Source organism: Pseudoduganella sp. R-31 (assembly GCF_049913235.1).
Lineage (GTDB): Bacteria > Pseudomonadota > Gammaproteobacteria > Burkholderiales > Burkholderiaceae_D > Rugamonas.
This window is the reverse complement of the sequence record NZ_CP183986.1, coordinates 1094556-1111211: the sequence shown is the minus strand read 5'-3', so window position 1 is coordinate 1111211 and position 16656 is coordinate 1094556. Positions and strand designations below refer to the sequence as shown.

The following is a 16656-nucleotide window of genomic DNA, read 5'->3' as shown; positions in this document are numbered from 1 at the left end:
GGCCGACAAGATTGCGGCTGATCCGGTAACATTCGGTTTCGACTTCCAGATCACAGACCACGAATTTTGGCACAAACCGGCATAAAAGTATTGAGGGGCCTTGTACTGGGCTGCGCTGCCCTGCTGCTGCCCTTGCTGGCGGCTGCCCAGGGCTGGACTTACCAGGTCCGCATCAACGCCCCGCGCGCGCTGGAGTCGCTTCTCGAAGATAACCTCGACCTGGTGCGCTACCGCACGAACGAGCGCATGGACCGCGACCAGCTGCAGCGCATGCTGCGCGCCGCGCCGGAGCAGATCAGGACGCTGGTTGCGACTGCCGGTTACTACACGCCGGCGGTGAATATCCGCCTGGACGAAAGCGGCACGCCGACCGTCACGGTCGACGTGCAGCCGGGCGAGCCGGTGCTGGTGGGCGAGGTGGAGATCGTGCTGGAAGGTTTCCAGTCGGCGTCGGGCGCGCCGTTCGACCAGGAGGCGCTGAAGGCCGGCTGGGCCCTGCCGCGGGGCGCCGTGTTCCGCCAGGACGAATGGGAAAAGGCCAAGCGCGATCTGCTGCGCGCCGTGGTGCAGACGCGCTACCCGCGCGCGCAAATGATTTCCAGCGAAGCGGTGGTCGATCCGGAGACCCGGCGCGCACTGCTGCACGTGGCGCTCGACAGCGGGCCGGAAATGCGCTTCGGCGAGCTGAAAATCGAGGGTTTGCGGCGCTATCCCGAATCGGCGGTGCGCAACCTGAACCCTATCAAGCCGGGCGACGTCTACAGCGAAGCGGCGCTGCAGGCTTACCAGGGCAAGCTGCAGGAGACCGGCTATTTCTCCAACGTCGAGGTGAGCGCCGACCTGTCGTCCCTGCTGGGCGAGCAGATCGAGGCGGCCGAGGGCAAAGCCGAAGGCGTGCCGCAGCCGGCGACGATGGCGCCGCTGCCGCTGCTGGTGCGCGTGGTGGAGAACAAGCGCAAGAATGCCAGCGTGGGTATCGGCTTCAGCACCAATACCGGCTACCGCACCTCGGGCACCTACGATGACCTGAACGTGTTCGGCCTGAAGATGAAGAGCGCGCTGACGCTGGAAACCAAGCGCCAGCAGGCGCGCAGCGATTTCTATTTTCCCACCACGGCGGACGGCTACAACGACAGCTTCGGCGCGGCGCTGGAACGCAAGGATATCGAAGGCGAGATCACGCGCACCGCTTCCGTCGCGGCCAAGCGGGCCTGGGGCACGCCGCTGCTCGAGCGCAGCATCTCCATCGAGTACCTGAACGAGAGCAAGACCGTGAACCGGGTGCTGTCGTCGCACAGCCAGTCCTTGCCGATCACCTATGCCGCCACCTGGCGCAAGGTGGATAACCTGGTGTTCCCGACCAAGGGCTATGTGCTGAATGCCACGCTGGGCGGGGCGCTGCTGCCGGTGCTGACGGATGAAAAATTCATCCGCGCCACGGCGCGCGGCATCACTTACCGGCCCCTGAGCCCGAAATCCACCGTCATCCTGCGCGCCGAATTCGGCGCCCTCGGCTCGGCGCACCAGGAAGGCGTGCCGACCACCTACCTGTTCCGCGCCGGCGGCGACAACTCGGTGCGCGGCTATGCCTACCAGGAGCTGGGCGTGCAGCAGGGCGAAGCGACGGTCGGCGGCCGCTACCTGGTCACCGGCAGCGCCGAATACCAGTACTGGTTCAAGCCGACCTGGGGCGCGGCGGTGTTCTATGACGCCGGCAATGCGTCTAATTCGCTGGGCGGCTTGCGTCCCAAGTCCGGCTACGGCGTCGGTGCGCGCTACAAGAGCCCGGTCGGGCCGATCAATGTCGACGTCGCATATGGCCATGCCACTAAAAAGGCCCGGCTGCACTTCTCGCTGGGGTTCACGTTCTGATGGATACGCCGCGCCATCTCCCCCATCCTCCAGCGCCGCCTGAGGCGCCGCTGGCAGCGCCTCGCCGCAAGTGGCTGCGCCGCACGCTGATCGGCGGCGGCGTGACGCTGGCCGTGCTGGGCGGCGCGGCGTGGCTGCTGGGACGCGAAACCACGCTGCAGCAGATCGTGGCGCAGGTTGCGCGCGCCAGCGGCGGCCAGATCGTGGTCACCGGCGTCAGCGGTTCGCTGTATGGCCGCATGCATATCGGCCGCATCATCTACCGCGACGAGTCGAGCGTCCTGACGCTCGATAACATCGACATCAACTGGTCGCCGCTGCAATACTTCAGCGAGGGCGTGGCGATCAGCGAGTTGCATGTGGCGCGCGCCGAATCGCGCAGCACCGGGCCATCCAAACCAGCCGTGATGCCGGCATCGATCACGCCGCCGTTCCGCCTGAGCATTGCGGACGGCCGCGTCAGCACGCTGGCCCTGGTCAGCGAAGACGGCAGCCGCACCGAGCTGCGCGCCATCAAGCTGCAGCTCCAGGGCGACGGCCAGCATTGGCAACTGAAGGACGCCAGCGCCGAGACACCCATTGGCGCCCTTGCCGCCAGCGCGGAAATTTCGACCACGCGCCCGTACAAACTGAGCGCCACCGCCGCCCTGGCGCCGCTGCCGCCGTCGACTCCCGCGGCCCGGCCTGCCGGCAATCCCGTTACACCACCCGGCGCTGCGGCGGCAACGCCGCCCGACCCCGGCATGGTCGAGCGCAGCGCCACGCGGCTGGAGCTGTACGCCAGCGGCGACCTTGCGCAACTGAAGCTGGACGTCAAAGGCAAATCGAACTACGCCAACGGCGACGGCACCCTGGTGCTGGCGCCGTTCGATGCCCTGCCCCTGCGCAGCATCCGCCTGCAGGCGCGCGACGTCGACCCGGCCCGCTTCGACCCGGCCTGGCCAAAGGCGGCAATCGACCTGGCGCTGGACGCCGCCATCAATGGCGACAAGCTGTCCGGCAAGCTGGCCGCTACCAACCGCAGCGCCCCCGGCCCGCTCGACCAGCAAAAGCTGCCCCTGCACAGCGCCGCCGCACAACTGGGCGGCACGCTGGACAATGCAAGCCTCAGCGGCCTGCTGATCGACCTGGGCGCCGCCGGCAAGTTCACCGGCAGCGGCAAGCTGCGCCGCCTGCCGAAAGACGGCAGCATCGACACCGCCAGCGTGCGCCTGCACACCGACCGCCTCGACCTGCGCGGCCTGCACGGCGCCGCCATCAGCACGGCGATTGCCGGCGACATCAGCGCCGAAACCAAGGGCAAGCAGCACACCTTGCGCGCCGCGCTGGGCGAAGGCAAGCTGCGCCTGGACGCCCACGCCACACTGCAAGACCTGCTGCTGACCGTGCACCAGGCGCGCATCAGCGCCGGCCAGGGCAGCGTCTCCGCCACCGCCCAGGCCAGCCTGAAGGATGACAAAACCTTCAAGGCCAACGCGGCGGTCAAGCGCTTCGATCCGGCCGCGCTGGGCGCCTTCCCTTCAGCCGACCTGAACGCGGAACTGCAGGCCAGCGGAAAGCTGGCGCCGGACTGGCGCGCCAACGCCGACATCGTCCTGCAGCCCAGCAAGTTGATGGGGCAGCCGCTCTCGGGCAGCGTCAAGCTGGCCGCCGATGCGCAGCACATCGCCAGCATCGACGCCCGCCTCGCTTACGCCCGCAATACCGCCACCGCGCGCGGCGCATTCGGCGCTGCCGGCGACAAGCTGGAATGGCAGCTCGACGCCCCTCAGCTTTCCGTACTCGACCCGCAACTGCAAGGCAGCGCGACTGCCAGCGGCACCCTGGGCGGCGGCTACAAGGCGCCGCGCACCAGTTTCAGCGCGGACGCGCGCGGCCTGGGCTACCAGCCGCCAGGCGGCCAGCGCCCGGCCGCGGCCACGCCGGCGCCGGCCCGCGCCGACAGCGTGATCCGTGCCAGCGGCGAAGCGGCGCTCTTCGGCGCAATGGACTTCAAGCTGTCCGGCAGCGCAATGCGCCTCAACCCGGCCAGCTTTGGCGCTTCGGTCGCGGGCAACGTCAACGCCGATTTCGACGCCACGCTGCGCGCCTCGGCGGACTGGCTGGCCAATGCCGATATCCGCCTGCAGCCGGCGTCCACGCTTGGCAACGCGGCACTGAGCGGCCATGCAAAGTTCGCCGCCGCCCCCGGCCGCGTGCAGGACAGCGACGTCGACCTGCACCTCGGCCCCAACCTGCTGCAGGCCAAAGGCTCGTTCGGCAAGCCGCAAGACCGCATCGACTGGAAGCTCGACGCACCACAACTGGCGGTTCTGGGCAGCGGCTGGTCCGGCAACCTGCGCGGCAGCGGCTACGCCAGTGGCGGCAACGTCGCTGGCCGCGGCCCCAACACCATGCCAACGCTCAGCGCCACGCTGGATGGCGCCCACCTGCGCCTGCCGGGGCAGCGTGAGATCTCTTCGATCAAGGGCAGCGCCACCATCGGCACCTCTTTCGCACCTGACGATCCGCTGCAGGCCGACCTGGTGGTCACGGGCCTGAACATGCCCGGCCTGCTGCTTGACCGCCTGCGCCTGCAGGCCAGCGGCACCGCAGGCAACCACTCGGTGCAGCTAGCCGCCACCAATCCCGACTTCGACGCCAGCACAAAAGTCCACGGCAGCTTCGCCCCGGATAGCTGGAACGGCAGCATCGACGCCCTGCAGAACAAAGGCCGCTTCGCCCTCACCCTGCAGGCGCCGGCCACGCTGCGCATTAGCGGCCGCAAAGGCGATGGCGTTGCCGGCCTGGCGCAGCCGGAGCAGCTCGAGTTAAGCAGCGCCACCATCGCCATGCCGGAAGGCAGCCTGCGCATCGACACGCTGGAGAAGAACGGCCTGCGCTGGCGCAGCAAAGGCAGCGCCAGCGGCGTCAACGCCAGCTACCTCGCCCAACTGTCCGACACCTGGCGCAGCAACGTGGCCAGCACCATGACCCTGGGCGGCGACTGGTCGCTGGAACTGGCAGCGCCCGCCGCGAAAGGCGCCGCGCCCGCGCTGGACGGCTACCTGCACGTATTCCGCGAAAAAGGCGACGTAACGATCACCGGCGGCGAACGCCCGATCCCGCTCGAGCTGAAGGTGCTGGACGCGCGCGTCACGGTCGCCGGCGACCAGCTGCGCGCCCAGGCCGAACTGGCCGGCGACCGCGCCGGCAATGCGCGCCTGGAAGCCAGCGCCCAGTTGCGCGACGGCCGCATTCCATCCGACAGCCCCCTGACTTTCGGCGCCAGCGCCAGCCTGCCTTCCATTACCTGGCTGTCCCCGCTGCTTGGCGTGCAAGGAATGGAACTGGGCGGCGCCCTGCGCGCCCATGCCAGCGGCCACGGCACCATCGCCAATCCCCTGCTGGATGGCGAGGTGGTGGGCGAACAGCTGGTGATCAACTGGGCCGAGCAAGGCATCCGCCTGCGCAACGGCGCCCTGCAGGCCAAAGTGAGCGGCGACCAGCTGCAGCTGCAACGCCTGCGCTTCGATGGAACCGACGGCAATGTACAGGCTGACGGCTGGTTGCGGCTGGCAGGCGGCGACATGTCGATGGACCTCAAGCTGGCCGCCAACAAGCTCGAAGTATTCAACCGCCCGGACCGCACCCTGGTGCTGAGCGGCAGCAGCACCCTGGTGCGCGACGCCAAGCGCTTCGAGTTCGACGGCAAGTTCAGGGCCAACCGCGCCGTCATCGAACTGCCTTCGCTCGACACGCCCACCATCAGCGAAGACGTGGTGATCCTGGGCCGTGAAAAACCGAAGGCTGCCGCCAGCAGCGGGTTGCCCCTGAACATCGACCTGGAGGCCGACCTGGGCGACGATTTCACCTTGCGCGGCAAGGGCCTGGACGCGCAGCTGGCCGGCACCGTGCGCGTGCGCATGGCCGATCGCCGCGCCCCGCGCGTCAACGGCAGCATCCGCGTCGTCAGCGGCACGTACGCCGCCTACGGCCAGCGCCTGGCGATCGAACGCGGCGTGCTGAATTTCACCGGCGCCTACGACAACCCGGGCCTGAACATCCGCGCCGTGCGCAAGCGCCCCGAAGGCGATGAGCTGAGCGAGACCAATGTGGAAGCCGGCGTCGAAGTGCGCGGCACCGCGCTGGCGCCATCGGCCAAGCTGGTTTCCACGCCTTCCGTGCCGGACAGCGAAAAACTGGCCTGGATGGTGCTCGGCCACGGCACCGCCGACATGGCCGGCAATGAAATGAGCCTGCTCGGCACCGCAGCCGGCGCCCTGCTGGGCGGCAGCGGCGGGCCGAGCCTGGCCAACCGGGTCGGTCTCGATGAGCTGGGCGTCAGCCAGGCCAAGGGGCTGGAAAGCACGGTCGTCACGGTCGGCAAAAAGCTGTCTTCGCGCGCCTACATCAGCTTCGAGCAGGGCGCGGGCACCGCGACCAGCCTGGTCAAGCTGCGCTACAAGGTCAACAACCGCGTGACGCTGCAGGTGCAGACGGGCACCAACAACGCACTGGACGTGCTTTACAACTGGGCTTTCGACTGACCGGGCGGACGCAGCTCGGGATTATGGTTGGGCACCGGCTCGTCTTGCGGGACAGGGTTGTGCGGGCTGTGCGGATGCACCGGCTCGGGGTGCGGCTGCGACTCGTCGACTGGCACCGGCAAATCCGGTGCGCGGTGGGCGTGGATACGGTGTTTTTCCATGGCTGGAACTCCCGAAAGCGAGATCACGAAGGGGTATTTTACGCCTGCGGTTAAAATTCTTCTTTTTTTCCCGAATCCGGCGCCCAATGCAACTGACTGTCACCACCGTAGTCCTGCTCATCCTCGTTCCGACGCTGATCTGGCGCATCTATTCGCGCCTGAAGCTGGTGTTCCGCCGCCAGGAATCGGTGGCGTGGCGGCACTGGGTCGGCGCGGCCGGCTTGCCGGTCCTGCTGCTGGCAGCCGCCCAGTCCATGCTGCGCAACCCGCCGGCGCTGGCGATGATGGCTGCCGCCGTGATAGCCGGCGCCTGGATGGCCTTCTTCGCGCTCAAGAAGACCCGCTTCGAAAACACCGGCAGCAAGCTGTATTTCACCCCGCCGAGCCGCACCGCGATCCTGATCTGCATGCTGTTCGCCGCCCGGGTGCTGCAGATCGGCGTCGAGTTCTACGTCAACCGCCAGTCCGAACACCCGCGCGTGATCAACCAGGCCGAAGTCCTGCAACATCCGCTGACCGTCATTCCCTTCGGCCTGATGCTGGGCTACCTTGCCGCCTACTCCATCGGCCTGCTGCGCTGGAGCATGGCGCAGAAGAAGCTCGACTAAACCAGGTCGGCCAGCGCTTGCCGGACTGTCGGGAAGCGGAAGCTGAAACCGCTGGCGAGCAGGCGGGTCGGCGCTACGGCGGCGCCTTCCAGAAGCAGGCCCGCTTGCTCGCCGAGCAGCAAGCGCACCGGCCAGGCCGGCGTAGGAATCGCGCTCGGGCGATGCAGCTCGGCGGCGGCGGCCCGGGTGAACTCCAGTTGCGTCGGCTGCTCCGGAGCCGTGAAATTCCAGGCGCCGTCAGCGTTGGCGCCGAGGCGCCAGACGTGGGCCATCGCCCCCAGCAAATCGGCAATGTGGATCCAGGAGTTGCGCTGGCGTCCTGTTCCCATGCGGCCGCCGAAGCCCAGTCTGATCGGCAGCAGCATAGGCTGCAGCGCGCCGCCATGGCCGTAGACCACCCCGAAGCGCGCCAGCGCAACCGGTACGCCATACTCGCGTGCACGGCTGGCGGCGGCCTCCCATTCCTGGCATAGCTGCGACATGAAGATTGCCTGCGGCGGGCTGGCTTCGTTCAATACCTGGCCACTGCCCTGCGGCTGGATGCCGTAGTAGCCGACCGCGGATGCATTGATCACCAGGCGCGGCTTGTGCACGGCCCGCGCAATCCAGTCCACCACGCCTTGCGTCAGCCCGGCGCGGCTGCCGCGCAGCACGGCCTTGCGCCGCTCGCTCCAGCGCCAGCCAAGAATGCGGGCGCCGGCGAGGTTGATGACGACGTCGACCGGTTCGGCCGGCGACAAGTCGCCCATGCCGGCAACTGCGCGCACGGCGCCGCCATATTCCCATGCCGCCTTGCGCGGCTCGCGCGACAGCACGATGACCCGGTGGCCGCCGGCAAGCAAGGCTGGCACGAGCGAATGCCCGACAAATCCGGTCGCGCCGGTGACCAGCACCGTTTGCGGCGGGCCGTCGAAGCGTACGCTTTGCGAGGCAGCGCCAGGCACGGCACGCGAGGCGAAGGCGTCCCGGACACCGGACACGAACACGCCCACGCCGCACAAGGCGAGGAAGACGCTGAGCCAGCCCTGCGGCGCATAAGCGAATCCTGTCGGCGCATCGATGGCTGCCGGCATTCCCAGCATCAGCAGGGTAATGAAGGCGCCGCCGTTAATCGCCAGCACGGTGTGCGTTACGCGCTCGGTGGCAGGCAGCAGGCGGGTCTGGTCCTCCACCACGAAGTCCCACAGCGTGAGGACAATCTCGATGCCGAACAGCGCCAGCAGCACCCAGGCCCAGGCGCCCTGCCACACCCAGGCCGACAACCCCACGAACAGCACGCCGTAGATCGTGGCACGCACTGCGTGAATGGCAAGCTCGCGCCTTGCCGTGACGCGCTGCGGCAAGGCTTCCGTCAGCTCATGGTGGTAGATGGTGTCGAAGGCGCCCAGGCAGCCTTGTGCGGCCATGAGCTGCAATGCGAGCAGATGCGTGTTCATGCTGCCTCCCTCTCCGCTGTACGCCTCTCGTGGAAGACGCCGGCTTGCACGAAGGTCGTGCCAAACAGGGCGTGGCGGATTTCGATGCGGATGTTGAATCGGTTGGGCGCCTCGTTGCAGTGGCGCAGGTAGGTCTTGCCCGGCGTGAGCACGCCAGGCAGGGGGATGCGCCAGCCCAGCAGGTCCCAGAAATAGCCGTCGCTGGTGAAATGCAGGTTGCCATCGGCCACGTGCAGCTTGAGCTTCATGCCGAGGCCCAGTCCCACGTATTCGAGCACTTCGCCGCGCTCGCTCTCCGCCATGTAGGAGGTGAACTTGACCGGCTTGCGGCCATTCAGCATGTAGATGCGCTGCTTGTAGATGTTCTGCGAGCCCGGTTTGCCGTAGACCTGGATGTCGACCGGGAAGCCGCTGTCGTCGTAGGGTATCAGTGCGCCCTGGATGAAGGGTTTGCTGGCGAAGCCGAGCAGCTTGCCGAATCGCGAAGCGCGCAACTCCGCCAGGGTGCCGTAGTACAGCAAGGGTTTGCCGGGTGCCGGGTTCTTGGCGAAGCGTTGCTGGATGTCGGGGTGCAGCTTGCCCCACTCGCTGCCGAGGATTTTTCGGAACAGCTCTCCCTCGCTCACCAGCGGCGCCGCCTCGGCGGCGTCACGCGCGGCAGCGTCGATCCGGTACAGGCGCCAGGCGGCAGGCAGCAACAGCGCCAGCGTGGCGATGTCGAGCCACGCATTCGGCCATACGCCAGCGCGCAGCGATACCATGATGTCCTGCGGCCCCCACAACAGCAGTCCTGCCGCCACCCACAGCCAGGCCGCCGGCTCGCGACGCTGGTCGCCGAACCACACCAGGGCCAGCATCCACAGCCCGACGCACTGGATGGTGGGCCCGAACAGCGCCATCCACCAGGCGTGCTGCGGGCGCGTCGATGCCGGGCCAAGCCAGGCGAGATACCAGTCAAGGGCTGCGGCGCCAGCGATCCAGGGCAGCACCAGGCCGACCAGCAAGTGTCCAACCGCGCTGGCGTACATCCAGCGCACCAGCGATTTACGCTCCATCCTTGCCTCCGAAGTAGATCTGGCAACGCTCGCCGTCGCAGGCAGGGCGCGCGCCGTCGATCCGGAGCCAGCGCGAAATGCGGTAGCGGTTGCGGGCGAAACTGCGGTAGGCCGAGGCCAGCATCGGCCGCAGCGCTGCTACCCGCAGCGGCCATACCAGCCAGGCGCGTCCCGCCAGCGTGTAGGCCGCCAGGATGGCATCGGTGCCGACCAGCATGGCGCCGTCGGCACGCAGTCCGTGCAACTCCGTGTTCATGGCAGCGAGGCTGGCGCCCAGCGGAGCGGGATCGAAGCCGGGTGCAGCGATATCGACGAAGGCCAGGCGGCCGGCGCGGTCCCAGCGCCGCAGGCGGGACATCTCGCTCCGGCAAAACGGGCAGGCATTATCGAAAAACAGGGTCAGTGCGGCCATTGGCTCACTCCATTTGTGACATAAAAACTACAAACGTGAAATTCATCTGAAACACGCTTAACATCCTGAAAGTCACGGATTTCCACCGGTTCCAGAATGAATATTTGTTGAATTGTGTTATTTTTCATTTTTTTCTGTCGTTACAGAAATTAAAGACGATATTTCAGACGATGTCAATTCCTTAAAGGTCGTGTATTCTAAAATCACACGAAAATGATTGCCATGAGGAAACATTCCTATGACGACTTACAATAAGACCGCAAAGGGACGAGAGGAAATTTCGGCACGCACCTATGGCTTGCCATCCCGTATGCGCACCCTGCTGGTGATGATTGACGGCCGCCATCCAATGGAAGAGTTGCTGCCGAAAGTAACGGGGCTGGGGCTCGATGCCGGCGCCGTGCAAGAACTGCTGGCACAGGGTTTCATCGAAGAAGGTGAGGCTCCTCCCATTACGATCATGCCGATCCCGCCGACCGAAGAGGAACTTGCAGCGCAGTATGCACAGGCGCGCGCCTTCTATGCACGCACCATCGAACCGACCTTGGGCGCGCGCGGCCAGGTCATGCAAGCCAAGCTGGAAGCCGCCGCCACGCTGGAGGATTTGAAAGCGATGCGCATCACCTTCTTCGAAATGGTGAACCGCATCCGCGGCCGGCCCGTCATGCTGGCCCTGAAAAAGGAACTGGACGCCATCCTGGGCGCCTGTTCCAAGGAAGCCGCCTGAATCTGATTCAGGTCACTCCCGGCACGATCAGGCTCTGCCCCTGTGCCGTCGGAATGACTGCCAGCGGCGATCAAGCCGCTGCCGCCTGGCGGCGTTGCAGCACGAAGATCGGCTGCGCCCACTGGGTGTCCTTCTTTTTCTTGCTCGTGATGAGCGTGAGGTCGGAAGGATCGTAGACGTCGGTGTTGTGGGTCAGCGGCGTCGTCATCAGGTACTGTGCGTCGGTGTTCTTCAGGAACTCGCCGACCAGCTGGATGTTGCGGATGTCCAGGTGGGCGAACGGTTCGTCGATGAACACGAAACCGCCGGAACCATCTTCCGACTTCAGCAAGCCGATCAGCAGCACCAGCGATTTCATCACCTGCTGGCCGCCCGACGCTTCGCCGTCGTTCAGGCCAATCGGGCCCTTGCCGTCGAACTTGAAGCGTACCTGCAGGCCGGCCTGAGACAGCAGCAGGTCGTCGTTCTCCAGCTTGACCGGCTCGACGTGCACATCGATATTGGCCAGCGCGCCCAGTTCCTTGATGTTCGACGAATAGGTCTTGATCGTGTAGCGCAGGCGCTCGATGTAGGCGCCGCGCGCATTGGCAGTCGCTTCGATCGCGCGGTTGTTCTGGTAGCGGCGTTCTTCGGTTTCCGTCTTGCGGTTCGACAGCTGCTCGTTCAGGCGCGCATACTGGTCGATCACGGTCGCATCGAGTTCCCAGTCATCGCGCGCCAGCGAGGATTGCAGGCTGGCGATACGCAGGTCGACCTGGTGCGCATTCTGGTGCTGCTGCACCAGCGCCTGGCGGCGCGCAGGACGGCGCCAGGCCCCCGGCAAGTGGCGCCACTGGCGGCGCAGCGCCAGCATGGCACGGGCGTGGTCGGAGCGCTGTTCCATCTGGCGCTTGAAGTTCAGGCGCAGGCCCGCTTCCGCCTCGGACAGCGACATGCGGGCGCTTTGCCATGCAGTGTCGGCCTTGGTGCGCGCCACGGTGGCGTTCTTCATCAAGCCCTGCAGTTCGCCCAGGCGCGAGCCCACTTCCAGGCGCTCGGCGCGCAGCGGCACGGCGGAGCGGGCGGCTTCGTCGAATTCCTCGGTACGGGCGGACAGCTCCTTCACCGCATCCACTCCCGCCAGGCGGGCTTTCAGCGCTGAGGTTTCCGAAGCCAGCTTGGAAATCTGCAGCGTGTACTTGTCTTCCTCGGCTTCCAGGTTCGGCAGGTTCTTCTGGATCGCATCCATGCGCGAAGTCTTGCCGGCGGAACCGAAGCGATAGCGCGAAGCTTCCACGAACAGCGAGCGGCCGCCGCGGCGTTCCTTGTGGTAGGCCTCAGGCGTGATCCATTCTTCGATATTGCCCAGCTTTGCGCCTTCTTCCACCGACTCCACGCGCGTGATGCGCGACAGCTGGTCGATCAGCCATTCCGGCGCCAGGCCGCTGAACTTCACCACCGACAGCAGGCTCTGGTTCTTCGGCTCGTGCGCCTTCACGCAATCGGGCACGATGAAGTGGCGATAGCGTTCCTTCTCCGCCAGGCGGTAGGCCGAGGAAGCATCTGACGAGCGCTCCAGCAGCACCACGGAGGCGTAGCCGCCCAGCACGCCCTCGACGGCGCCCTGCCACTTCGGATCGGTCACTTCGACGATATCCGACAGCATGGCGTGCGGGATGCCCGCATCGTTCAGCGCACGGCGCATGGCGCGCACATTGTCCGGCTCCGGCATGGCGGTCTTGCCAGACAGTGCGTTGATGGTCGCCTTGTCCTGCGCGATGCGGTTGGACACGGCATCGCGCTGCGAGCGCAGCTTCAGCAGCTCGGTTTCCTTGGCTTCGAGCTGCGCGGCCGCATCGGCCACGTCGGCGCCCGATTCGGCGGCCAGTTTTTGCAGGCGTGACTTTTGCTCCGCCAGCGATTCCAGCGGCTTCAGTTTGCCGTTGATGAGGTTCAGGCGCGAAGTCAGCGCGGTCTGCTCCTGTTCCAGCAGGGTTTCCTGCTGCTGCGCGTCCTGCAGGGCCTTGGCCTGCTTGGCCACCTCGCCGCGCTTGTCGGCCAGCAGCTGGTCGGCCTGCGCCAGCGGCTTGCGCGCTTCGCGCAGCTGGCGGCTGACATTGGCGGCCTTCTCGCGCGCCTCGTGGTATTCCAGCGATGGCAGCACTTCTTCCTGCAGGTTGCGGCGTTCCTTGTGCAGCGTTTCCCACTGGTGATAGTTGGCCACGCGCAGGCGCAGGCCTTCCAGGTTGGTCTTGGAGCCTTCCAGTTCGGCCTCGAAGCGCTTCAACTCTTCTTCGGTATCGCGCTGGTGGCGCTTCGCTTCGTCGTACGCGTCCAGCACTTCCTTGTCGCCGAACACCTGGAACACCAGGTCCAGCAACTGGCGCGGCGCGTATTCGCACAGCTTGTCGGTTTCGCCCTGCTCCAGCGCCAGCACTTTGGACATGGCTTGCGACAGGCCGGCGTTGGCCAGGCGCTTGCGGTAGTTCTCCACGCCCAGCCAGTCGTTGGCTTCGGTGACTTCTTCGATGTCCACGTTACCGGGACGCATCAGGTACTGGCGCTTCCAGTCGCCGCCGTTTTTCTGCACCTGGCAGAACAGGGTCACCTCGTCTTCGGCGAAGAAGCCGCTGCTGCGGAACGGACGGTTGGACAGCTGCTTGCCCTGCGGCTTGTTGTCGACCACGGCGCGCAGCCAGGCGGTCTGTTGGCCGCTGTGGCGGGCATAGTGCTTGTAGGTGCGCCCCATCGAGCAATCGAGGCCGAACAGCGTGCGCAGCGCGTCCAGCAAGGTGGTCTTGCCGGAGCCGTTCTGCCCCGCGATGGTGATGATCTTGGCATCCAGCGGAATGTTCTTGATGCGCTGCCAGTAGTCCCAGTGGACCAGCTCAAGGGATTTGATTTGGAACATCGCTTATTCTTCCGTCGGGGTTTCTTCGTTGGCCGCTTGCTGCGGCTCGGCGTCGTTGGCGGCGGCCAGCACTTCGCGCGGGATGTGCACGATCTGCGCCGGCGCGCGCTTGAACACGTCGGCCAGGGCGCCGTTGATGATGCGCTCTTTCAGCAGGTCGGTATCCATCAGCAGGTCCAGCAGCGGGCCTTCGACGATGATCTCGCCGCGGCGCTCGATGAAACCGAGCTTGCCCAGGATGCCGAGGTTCATGTCCATGCGGGTCTTCTTGCCCAGCTTGTCGCCGAAGTCGGCCAGCAGCGCCTTGTACGGGATGCCGATCGAGGTATCTTCCGCGCGCGGCACCGGCTTCTCGGTGCCGAACATATCGTTCTGGTCGTCGTCCGCCGCCTGGTGGGTTTCCTGGCGTTCGCGCTTGGGCAGGATGATCAGCGCCCACAGCACCACCAGCAAGGCCACGCCGTCGCGCGCCAGGCCGAAATTGTTGTTCTGCCAGGTGTCGCGCGCGCCGAAGACCTTCGGCTCGATATTGCGGTGCAGGGCCAGCGTGACGTGGTCGGCGTAGACGTTATCGAGCAGCTTCATGCCGCAGGCGGCCAGGCGCGCATCGACTTCGGCGCGGAACAACTCGTCCGACAGCGCGCGCTTGACCATCTTGTCGTCGCGGCGCAAGGTCTGGTGCGCCACCAGGCGCGCGATCAGGATTTGGGTATCGTCACTCATCGGACTTCGGACTTTCTTTGTCTAATTCGAGGGTCAGCGCGGCCAGGGACATGGCGGCGACCTCCAGGTCGGGCAGCTGCACCATTTCGTCCTGCGGTGAGAAGCGCACCGGCAGGCGCGCCAGGTCGGCAGTGGTGCCCTGCATCGACGCCTCGGCCTCGTCGCCCAAGAGCGGCAGCATCGAGGCGCGGTAGGACGCCAGGGCGAAGGAGGCCGGCAGCAGCGCCTCGTGCACCTTCACTTCGCGCGGCGACTCCTCGGCCACCGAAGGGAAATTGTTCAGCTGCGCGAAGTCGGACAGGCGGGCCAGCCAGTCGTCCAGCTCCTTCTGCATCGCTGGGCTGTCGTTGATCGTGGTCGGCGCATCCTGGCCGGCAGGCAGGCCGTTCAGCCCATTGTTATTGGCACGTTCTGTCATTAATTCTGTCTCGGCGACGTCGATCATCTCGGCAGGCGTGATGAACAGCGGCTTCACCGGTTGGTCGATCGCATCATTCGCCAGCGAAGACAGGTCCTCATGGGCCAGCAGCCAGCGTTTGATGTCGGTAGTGGAAAGGCCGGACTGGCCCAGGTGGACGCGCTGGCGCTCGATCTGGTTCAGCGCGCGCGAGAACATGCCCTGCATGTTCAGCAGCTGCGACTGGGCACGGCCGATGGCTTGCGCGGCGCGGTGGGTGGCGCTGTCCGCATTTTCGTCAGTGGTGATGGCACGCAGGATCTGGGAGCCCTTCTCGACCCAGTCGCAGGCCTGGTGCCACTTGGCCTGCGACTCGCGCAGGCGGAATTCGGAACCGGACGCGATGGCGTCGCGGAATTCTTCGGTCAGGTCGACCAGGCGGCCCAGCAGGTGCTGCAGCTGCTCGGTGGTGACCCCGCCCACGGCTTGGGCGCCGGCCACCTGCGACAACAGGAAGCCCATTTCGGCATCGTCGTCTTCCGGAGCGGCCAGGGCCAGCAGGCTGTCGATCGAGGCCAGCACATTGCGCGCCATCGGCGTCACGCGGTAAACCGATTGCTGCGCATCCCAGGCCAGCAAGCCGTTGGAGCGCAGGCGGTTCAGCACAGTTTCCAGGCTTTCCGGCAGCAGGTAGGCCAGGCGCGTATTGATATCGGACCGCGAAAACGCGGACGAAGTTGTCTCATTGGCAAGTTCACGCAGGACGAGCAGGCGCACCAGCACCCCCTCGAAGCCGCCGTGGAACAAAGCGGTAAACACCTGCAGCAGCGGCTGGGCGCGCTTCAGGTGATAGACCTGCTCGATCTCGTCGGCGGAAATGTGGGGCTGGAAGTGGGCCTGCAGGGCGTCCTGCTGCTCTTGCTCAGTCGGGTTGGTGTCGGCCAGGGCCGCACTTGCCATCAAATCAATCATTGCGCTCCAGTAATTAAAACCGGGGTCAGGTCTGGCAATCCGCCACAAATTTCGCTATGCGAAAAGAATGGCGGATTGCCAGACCTGACCCCGACTTTGAGGCTGCAAGTATAACAGGCCGGGTGTGGCTATTTTCGGTTGACTTTCTCTAGGACTTGCTCGAAGGAATCGCCGTCTTCTTCCTTCAACAGGATGCGCGCCGGGTACCAGTCGAGGTCGGGGGCCAGCCACAGGTCGGCCTGCTGCTCGTGGCCGCCGACCTGCTTGCGGCTGAAGTGCAGCACCTTCTGTTCGCCGAGGGTGGCGATTTCCATGGTTTCCGTGCCGACCACGCGGAAAGTCCAGGGTTCGCCGTCGCGGCGGCCGGCCACGAAGAAGGTCCATTCGCTGCCCGGCGTGAATTTCTCCGGGGTGGCGCGGGCCAGGATCGCCAGCTGGAAGGTCACGCTGCTGCGATCCTGCTCGCCGCCGCGGATGGCGTAACTCACCTTGCCGTCTTCGAATTCGATACGGCGCGTGTCGCGGTCGAAGCGGGTGGTGGTGGGGTCCTTGCGGAAGCGCTTCTCGTAAAAGCTGGCGGGCGCCAGGCCGTAGCCGTCCAGCGTGCCTTCGCTGCGCTGCTCGAGCACTTTGCCGAACAGGCTGGAACGCGCTTCCGTATGCAGGGAATAGCTGCCGTCGCCCTGGCGCCAGGCGATGGTGCCGGCGCCCACCAAGGGGAAGCCATGGTTGCTGCCCTTGACCACGTAGCTCAGGTCAGCCGACGGCGGCAGGCTGGTGGCGCGCCTGGCGACCGGGTAATCGGATTTGGCGGCGCTGGCGGTGGTTGCTGCGAAGGCCAATGCCAGGGTAATCAGGGTACTGCGCATGGTTG

The 16656-nt window shown here is 66.0% G+C and carries 12 protein-coding genes; 4 read left to right on the top strand and 8 right to left on the bottom strand.

Annotation, left to right across the window (positions count from 1 at the left end; genetic code table 11):
• The first annotated feature begins 90 nt into the window (after positions 1-90).
• Positions 91-1872: an autotransporter assembly complex protein TamA gene (locus ACN9MY_RS05105; RefSeq protein ID WP_426168080.1), complete on the top strand. Its 1782-nt coding sequence runs from the start codon at positions 91-93 to the stop codon at positions 1870-1872.
• Positions 1872-6401: a translocation/assembly module TamB domain-containing protein gene (locus ACN9MY_RS05100; RefSeq protein WP_426336917.1), complete on the top strand. Its 4530-nt coding sequence runs from the start codon at positions 1872-1874 to the stop codon at positions 6399-6401. Before ACN9MY_RS05105 ends, ACN9MY_RS05100 begins: the two co-directional genes overlap by 1 nt.
• Here ACN9MY_RS05100 and ACN9MY_RS05095 read toward each other — a convergent pair.
• A complete protein-coding gene (locus tag ACN9MY_RS05095) occupies positions 6380-6562 on the bottom strand; it encodes a hypothetical protein (RefSeq protein WP_426168076.1) in 183 nt (60 codons plus the stop codon). The two genes, ACN9MY_RS05100 and ACN9MY_RS05095, sit on opposite strands and share 22 nt — an antisense overlap.
• 86 nt (positions 6563-6648) lie before the next feature.
• Here ACN9MY_RS05095 and ACN9MY_RS05090 point away from each other — a divergent pair, with 86 nt between their 5' ends.
• Positions 6649-7170, top strand: a complete 522-nt coding sequence (locus tag ACN9MY_RS05090; RefSeq protein WP_426168074.1) for a hypothetical protein — start codon at positions 6649-6651, stop codon at positions 7168-7170.
• Here the strand turns inward: ACN9MY_RS05090 and ACN9MY_RS05085 are convergent.
• From ACN9MY_RS05085 to ACN9MY_RS05075, 3 genes are read right to left on the bottom strand one after another with little or no spacing between them, the layout of a single operon-like run.
• Positions 7167-8606, bottom strand: a complete 1440-nt coding sequence (locus tag ACN9MY_RS05085) for a TIGR01777 family oxidoreductase (RefSeq protein ID WP_426168072.1) — start codon at positions 8604-8606, stop codon at positions 7167-7169. The two genes, ACN9MY_RS05090 and ACN9MY_RS05085, sit on opposite strands and share 4 nt — an antisense overlap.
• Positions 8603-9661 (bottom strand): DUF4166 domain-containing protein, encoded by a 1059-nt coding sequence (locus tag ACN9MY_RS05080; RefSeq protein WP_426336916.1) that lies wholly within the window; start codon positions 9659-9661, stop codon positions 8603-8605. Before ACN9MY_RS05080 ends, ACN9MY_RS05085 begins: the two co-directional genes overlap by 4 nt.
• A complete protein-coding gene (locus ACN9MY_RS05075) occupies positions 9651-10073 on the bottom strand; it encodes a thiol-disulfide oxidoreductase DCC family protein (protein ID WP_426336915.1) in 423 nt (140 codons plus the stop codon). Before ACN9MY_RS05075 ends, ACN9MY_RS05080 begins: the two co-directional genes overlap by 11 nt.
• Positions 10074-10311: 238 nt before the next feature.
• On the opposite strand from ACN9MY_RS05075, the gene ACN9MY_RS05070 reads away from it, so the two are divergent.
• Positions 10312-10800, top strand: a complete 489-nt coding sequence (locus ACN9MY_RS05070; RefSeq protein WP_426320897.1) for a hypothetical protein — start codon at positions 10312-10314, stop codon at positions 10798-10800.
• A 70-nt stretch (positions 10801-10870) separates the two neighbouring features.
• Here ACN9MY_RS05070 and ACN9MY_RS05065 read toward each other — a convergent pair whose 3' ends face one another.
• The 4 genes from ACN9MY_RS05065 to ACN9MY_RS05050 all read right to left on the bottom strand — a co-directional run bounded on the left by ACN9MY_RS05065 (position 10871) and on the right by ACN9MY_RS05050 (position 16651).
• Entirely contained in the window at positions 10871-13690 is a 2820-nt protein-coding gene (locus ACN9MY_RS05065; protein ID WP_426336914.1) for an ATP-binding protein, read from the bottom strand.
• A 3-nt stretch (positions 13691-13693) separates the two neighbouring features.
• A complete protein-coding gene (locus ACN9MY_RS05060) occupies positions 13694-14413 on the bottom strand; it encodes a hypothetical protein (RefSeq protein ID WP_426168060.1) in 720 nt (239 codons plus the stop codon).
• Positions 14406-15782 carry a hypothetical protein gene (locus tag ACN9MY_RS05055; protein ID WP_426168058.1) on the bottom strand — a complete coding sequence of 459 codons (1377 nt, stop codon included), beginning with the start codon at positions 15780-15782 and terminating at the stop codon, positions 14406-14408. The genes ACN9MY_RS05060 and ACN9MY_RS05055 overlap by 8 nt, the downstream gene beginning before the upstream one ends.
• Before the next feature lie 128 nt (positions 15783-15910).
• On the bottom strand, positions 15911-16651 hold the full coding sequence (locus ACN9MY_RS05050) for a DUF3108 domain-containing protein (protein WP_426336913.1): 741 nt from the start codon (positions 16649-16651) through the stop codon (positions 15911-15913).
• Between the last annotated feature and the right edge of the window lie 5 nt (positions 16652-16656).

Bases quoted from the DNA above. Each gene is read 5' to 3' on its own strand.
- ACN9MY_RS05085 (WP_426168072.1), bottom strand. From the start codon at position 8,606: ATGAACACGCATCTGCTCGCATTGCAGCTCATGGCCGCACAAGGCTGC.
- ACN9MY_RS05080 (WP_426336916.1), bottom strand. From the start codon at position 9,661: ATGGAGCGTAAATCGCTGGTGCGCTGGATGTACGCCAGCGCGGTTGGA.
- ACN9MY_RS05065 (WP_426336914.1), bottom strand. From the start codon at position 13,690: ATGTTCCAAATCAAATCCCTTGAGCTGGTCCACTGGGACTACTGGCAG.
- ACN9MY_RS05070 (WP_426320897.1), top strand. From the start codon at position 10,312: ATGACGACTTACAATAAGACCGCAAAGGGACGAGAGGAAATTTCGGCA.
- ACN9MY_RS05095 (WP_426168076.1), bottom strand. From the start codon at position 6,562: ATGGAAAAACACCGTATCCACGCCCACCGCGCACCGGATTTGCCGGTG.
- ACN9MY_RS05090 (WP_426168074.1), top strand. From the start codon at position 6,649: ATGCAACTGACTGTCACCACCGTAGTCCTGCTCATCCTCGTTCCGACG.
- ACN9MY_RS05060 (WP_426168060.1), bottom strand. From the start codon at position 14,413: ATGAGTGACGATACCCAAATCCTGATCGCGCGCCTGGTGGCGCACCAG.
- ACN9MY_RS05075 (WP_426336915.1), bottom strand. From the start codon at position 10,073: ATGGCCGCACTGACCCTGTTTTTCGATAATGCCTGCCCGTTTTGCCGG.
- ACN9MY_RS05055 (WP_426168058.1), bottom strand. From the start codon at position 15,782: ATGATTGATTTGATGGCAAGTGCGGCCCTGGCCGACACCAACCCGACT.
- ACN9MY_RS05050 (WP_426336913.1), bottom strand. From the start codon at position 16,651: ATGCGCAGTACCCTGATTACCCTGGCATTGGCCTTCGCAGCAACCACC.
- ACN9MY_RS05100 (WP_426336917.1), top strand. From the start codon at position 1,872: ATGGATACGCCGCGCCATCTCCCCCATCCTCCAGCGCCGCCTGAGGCG.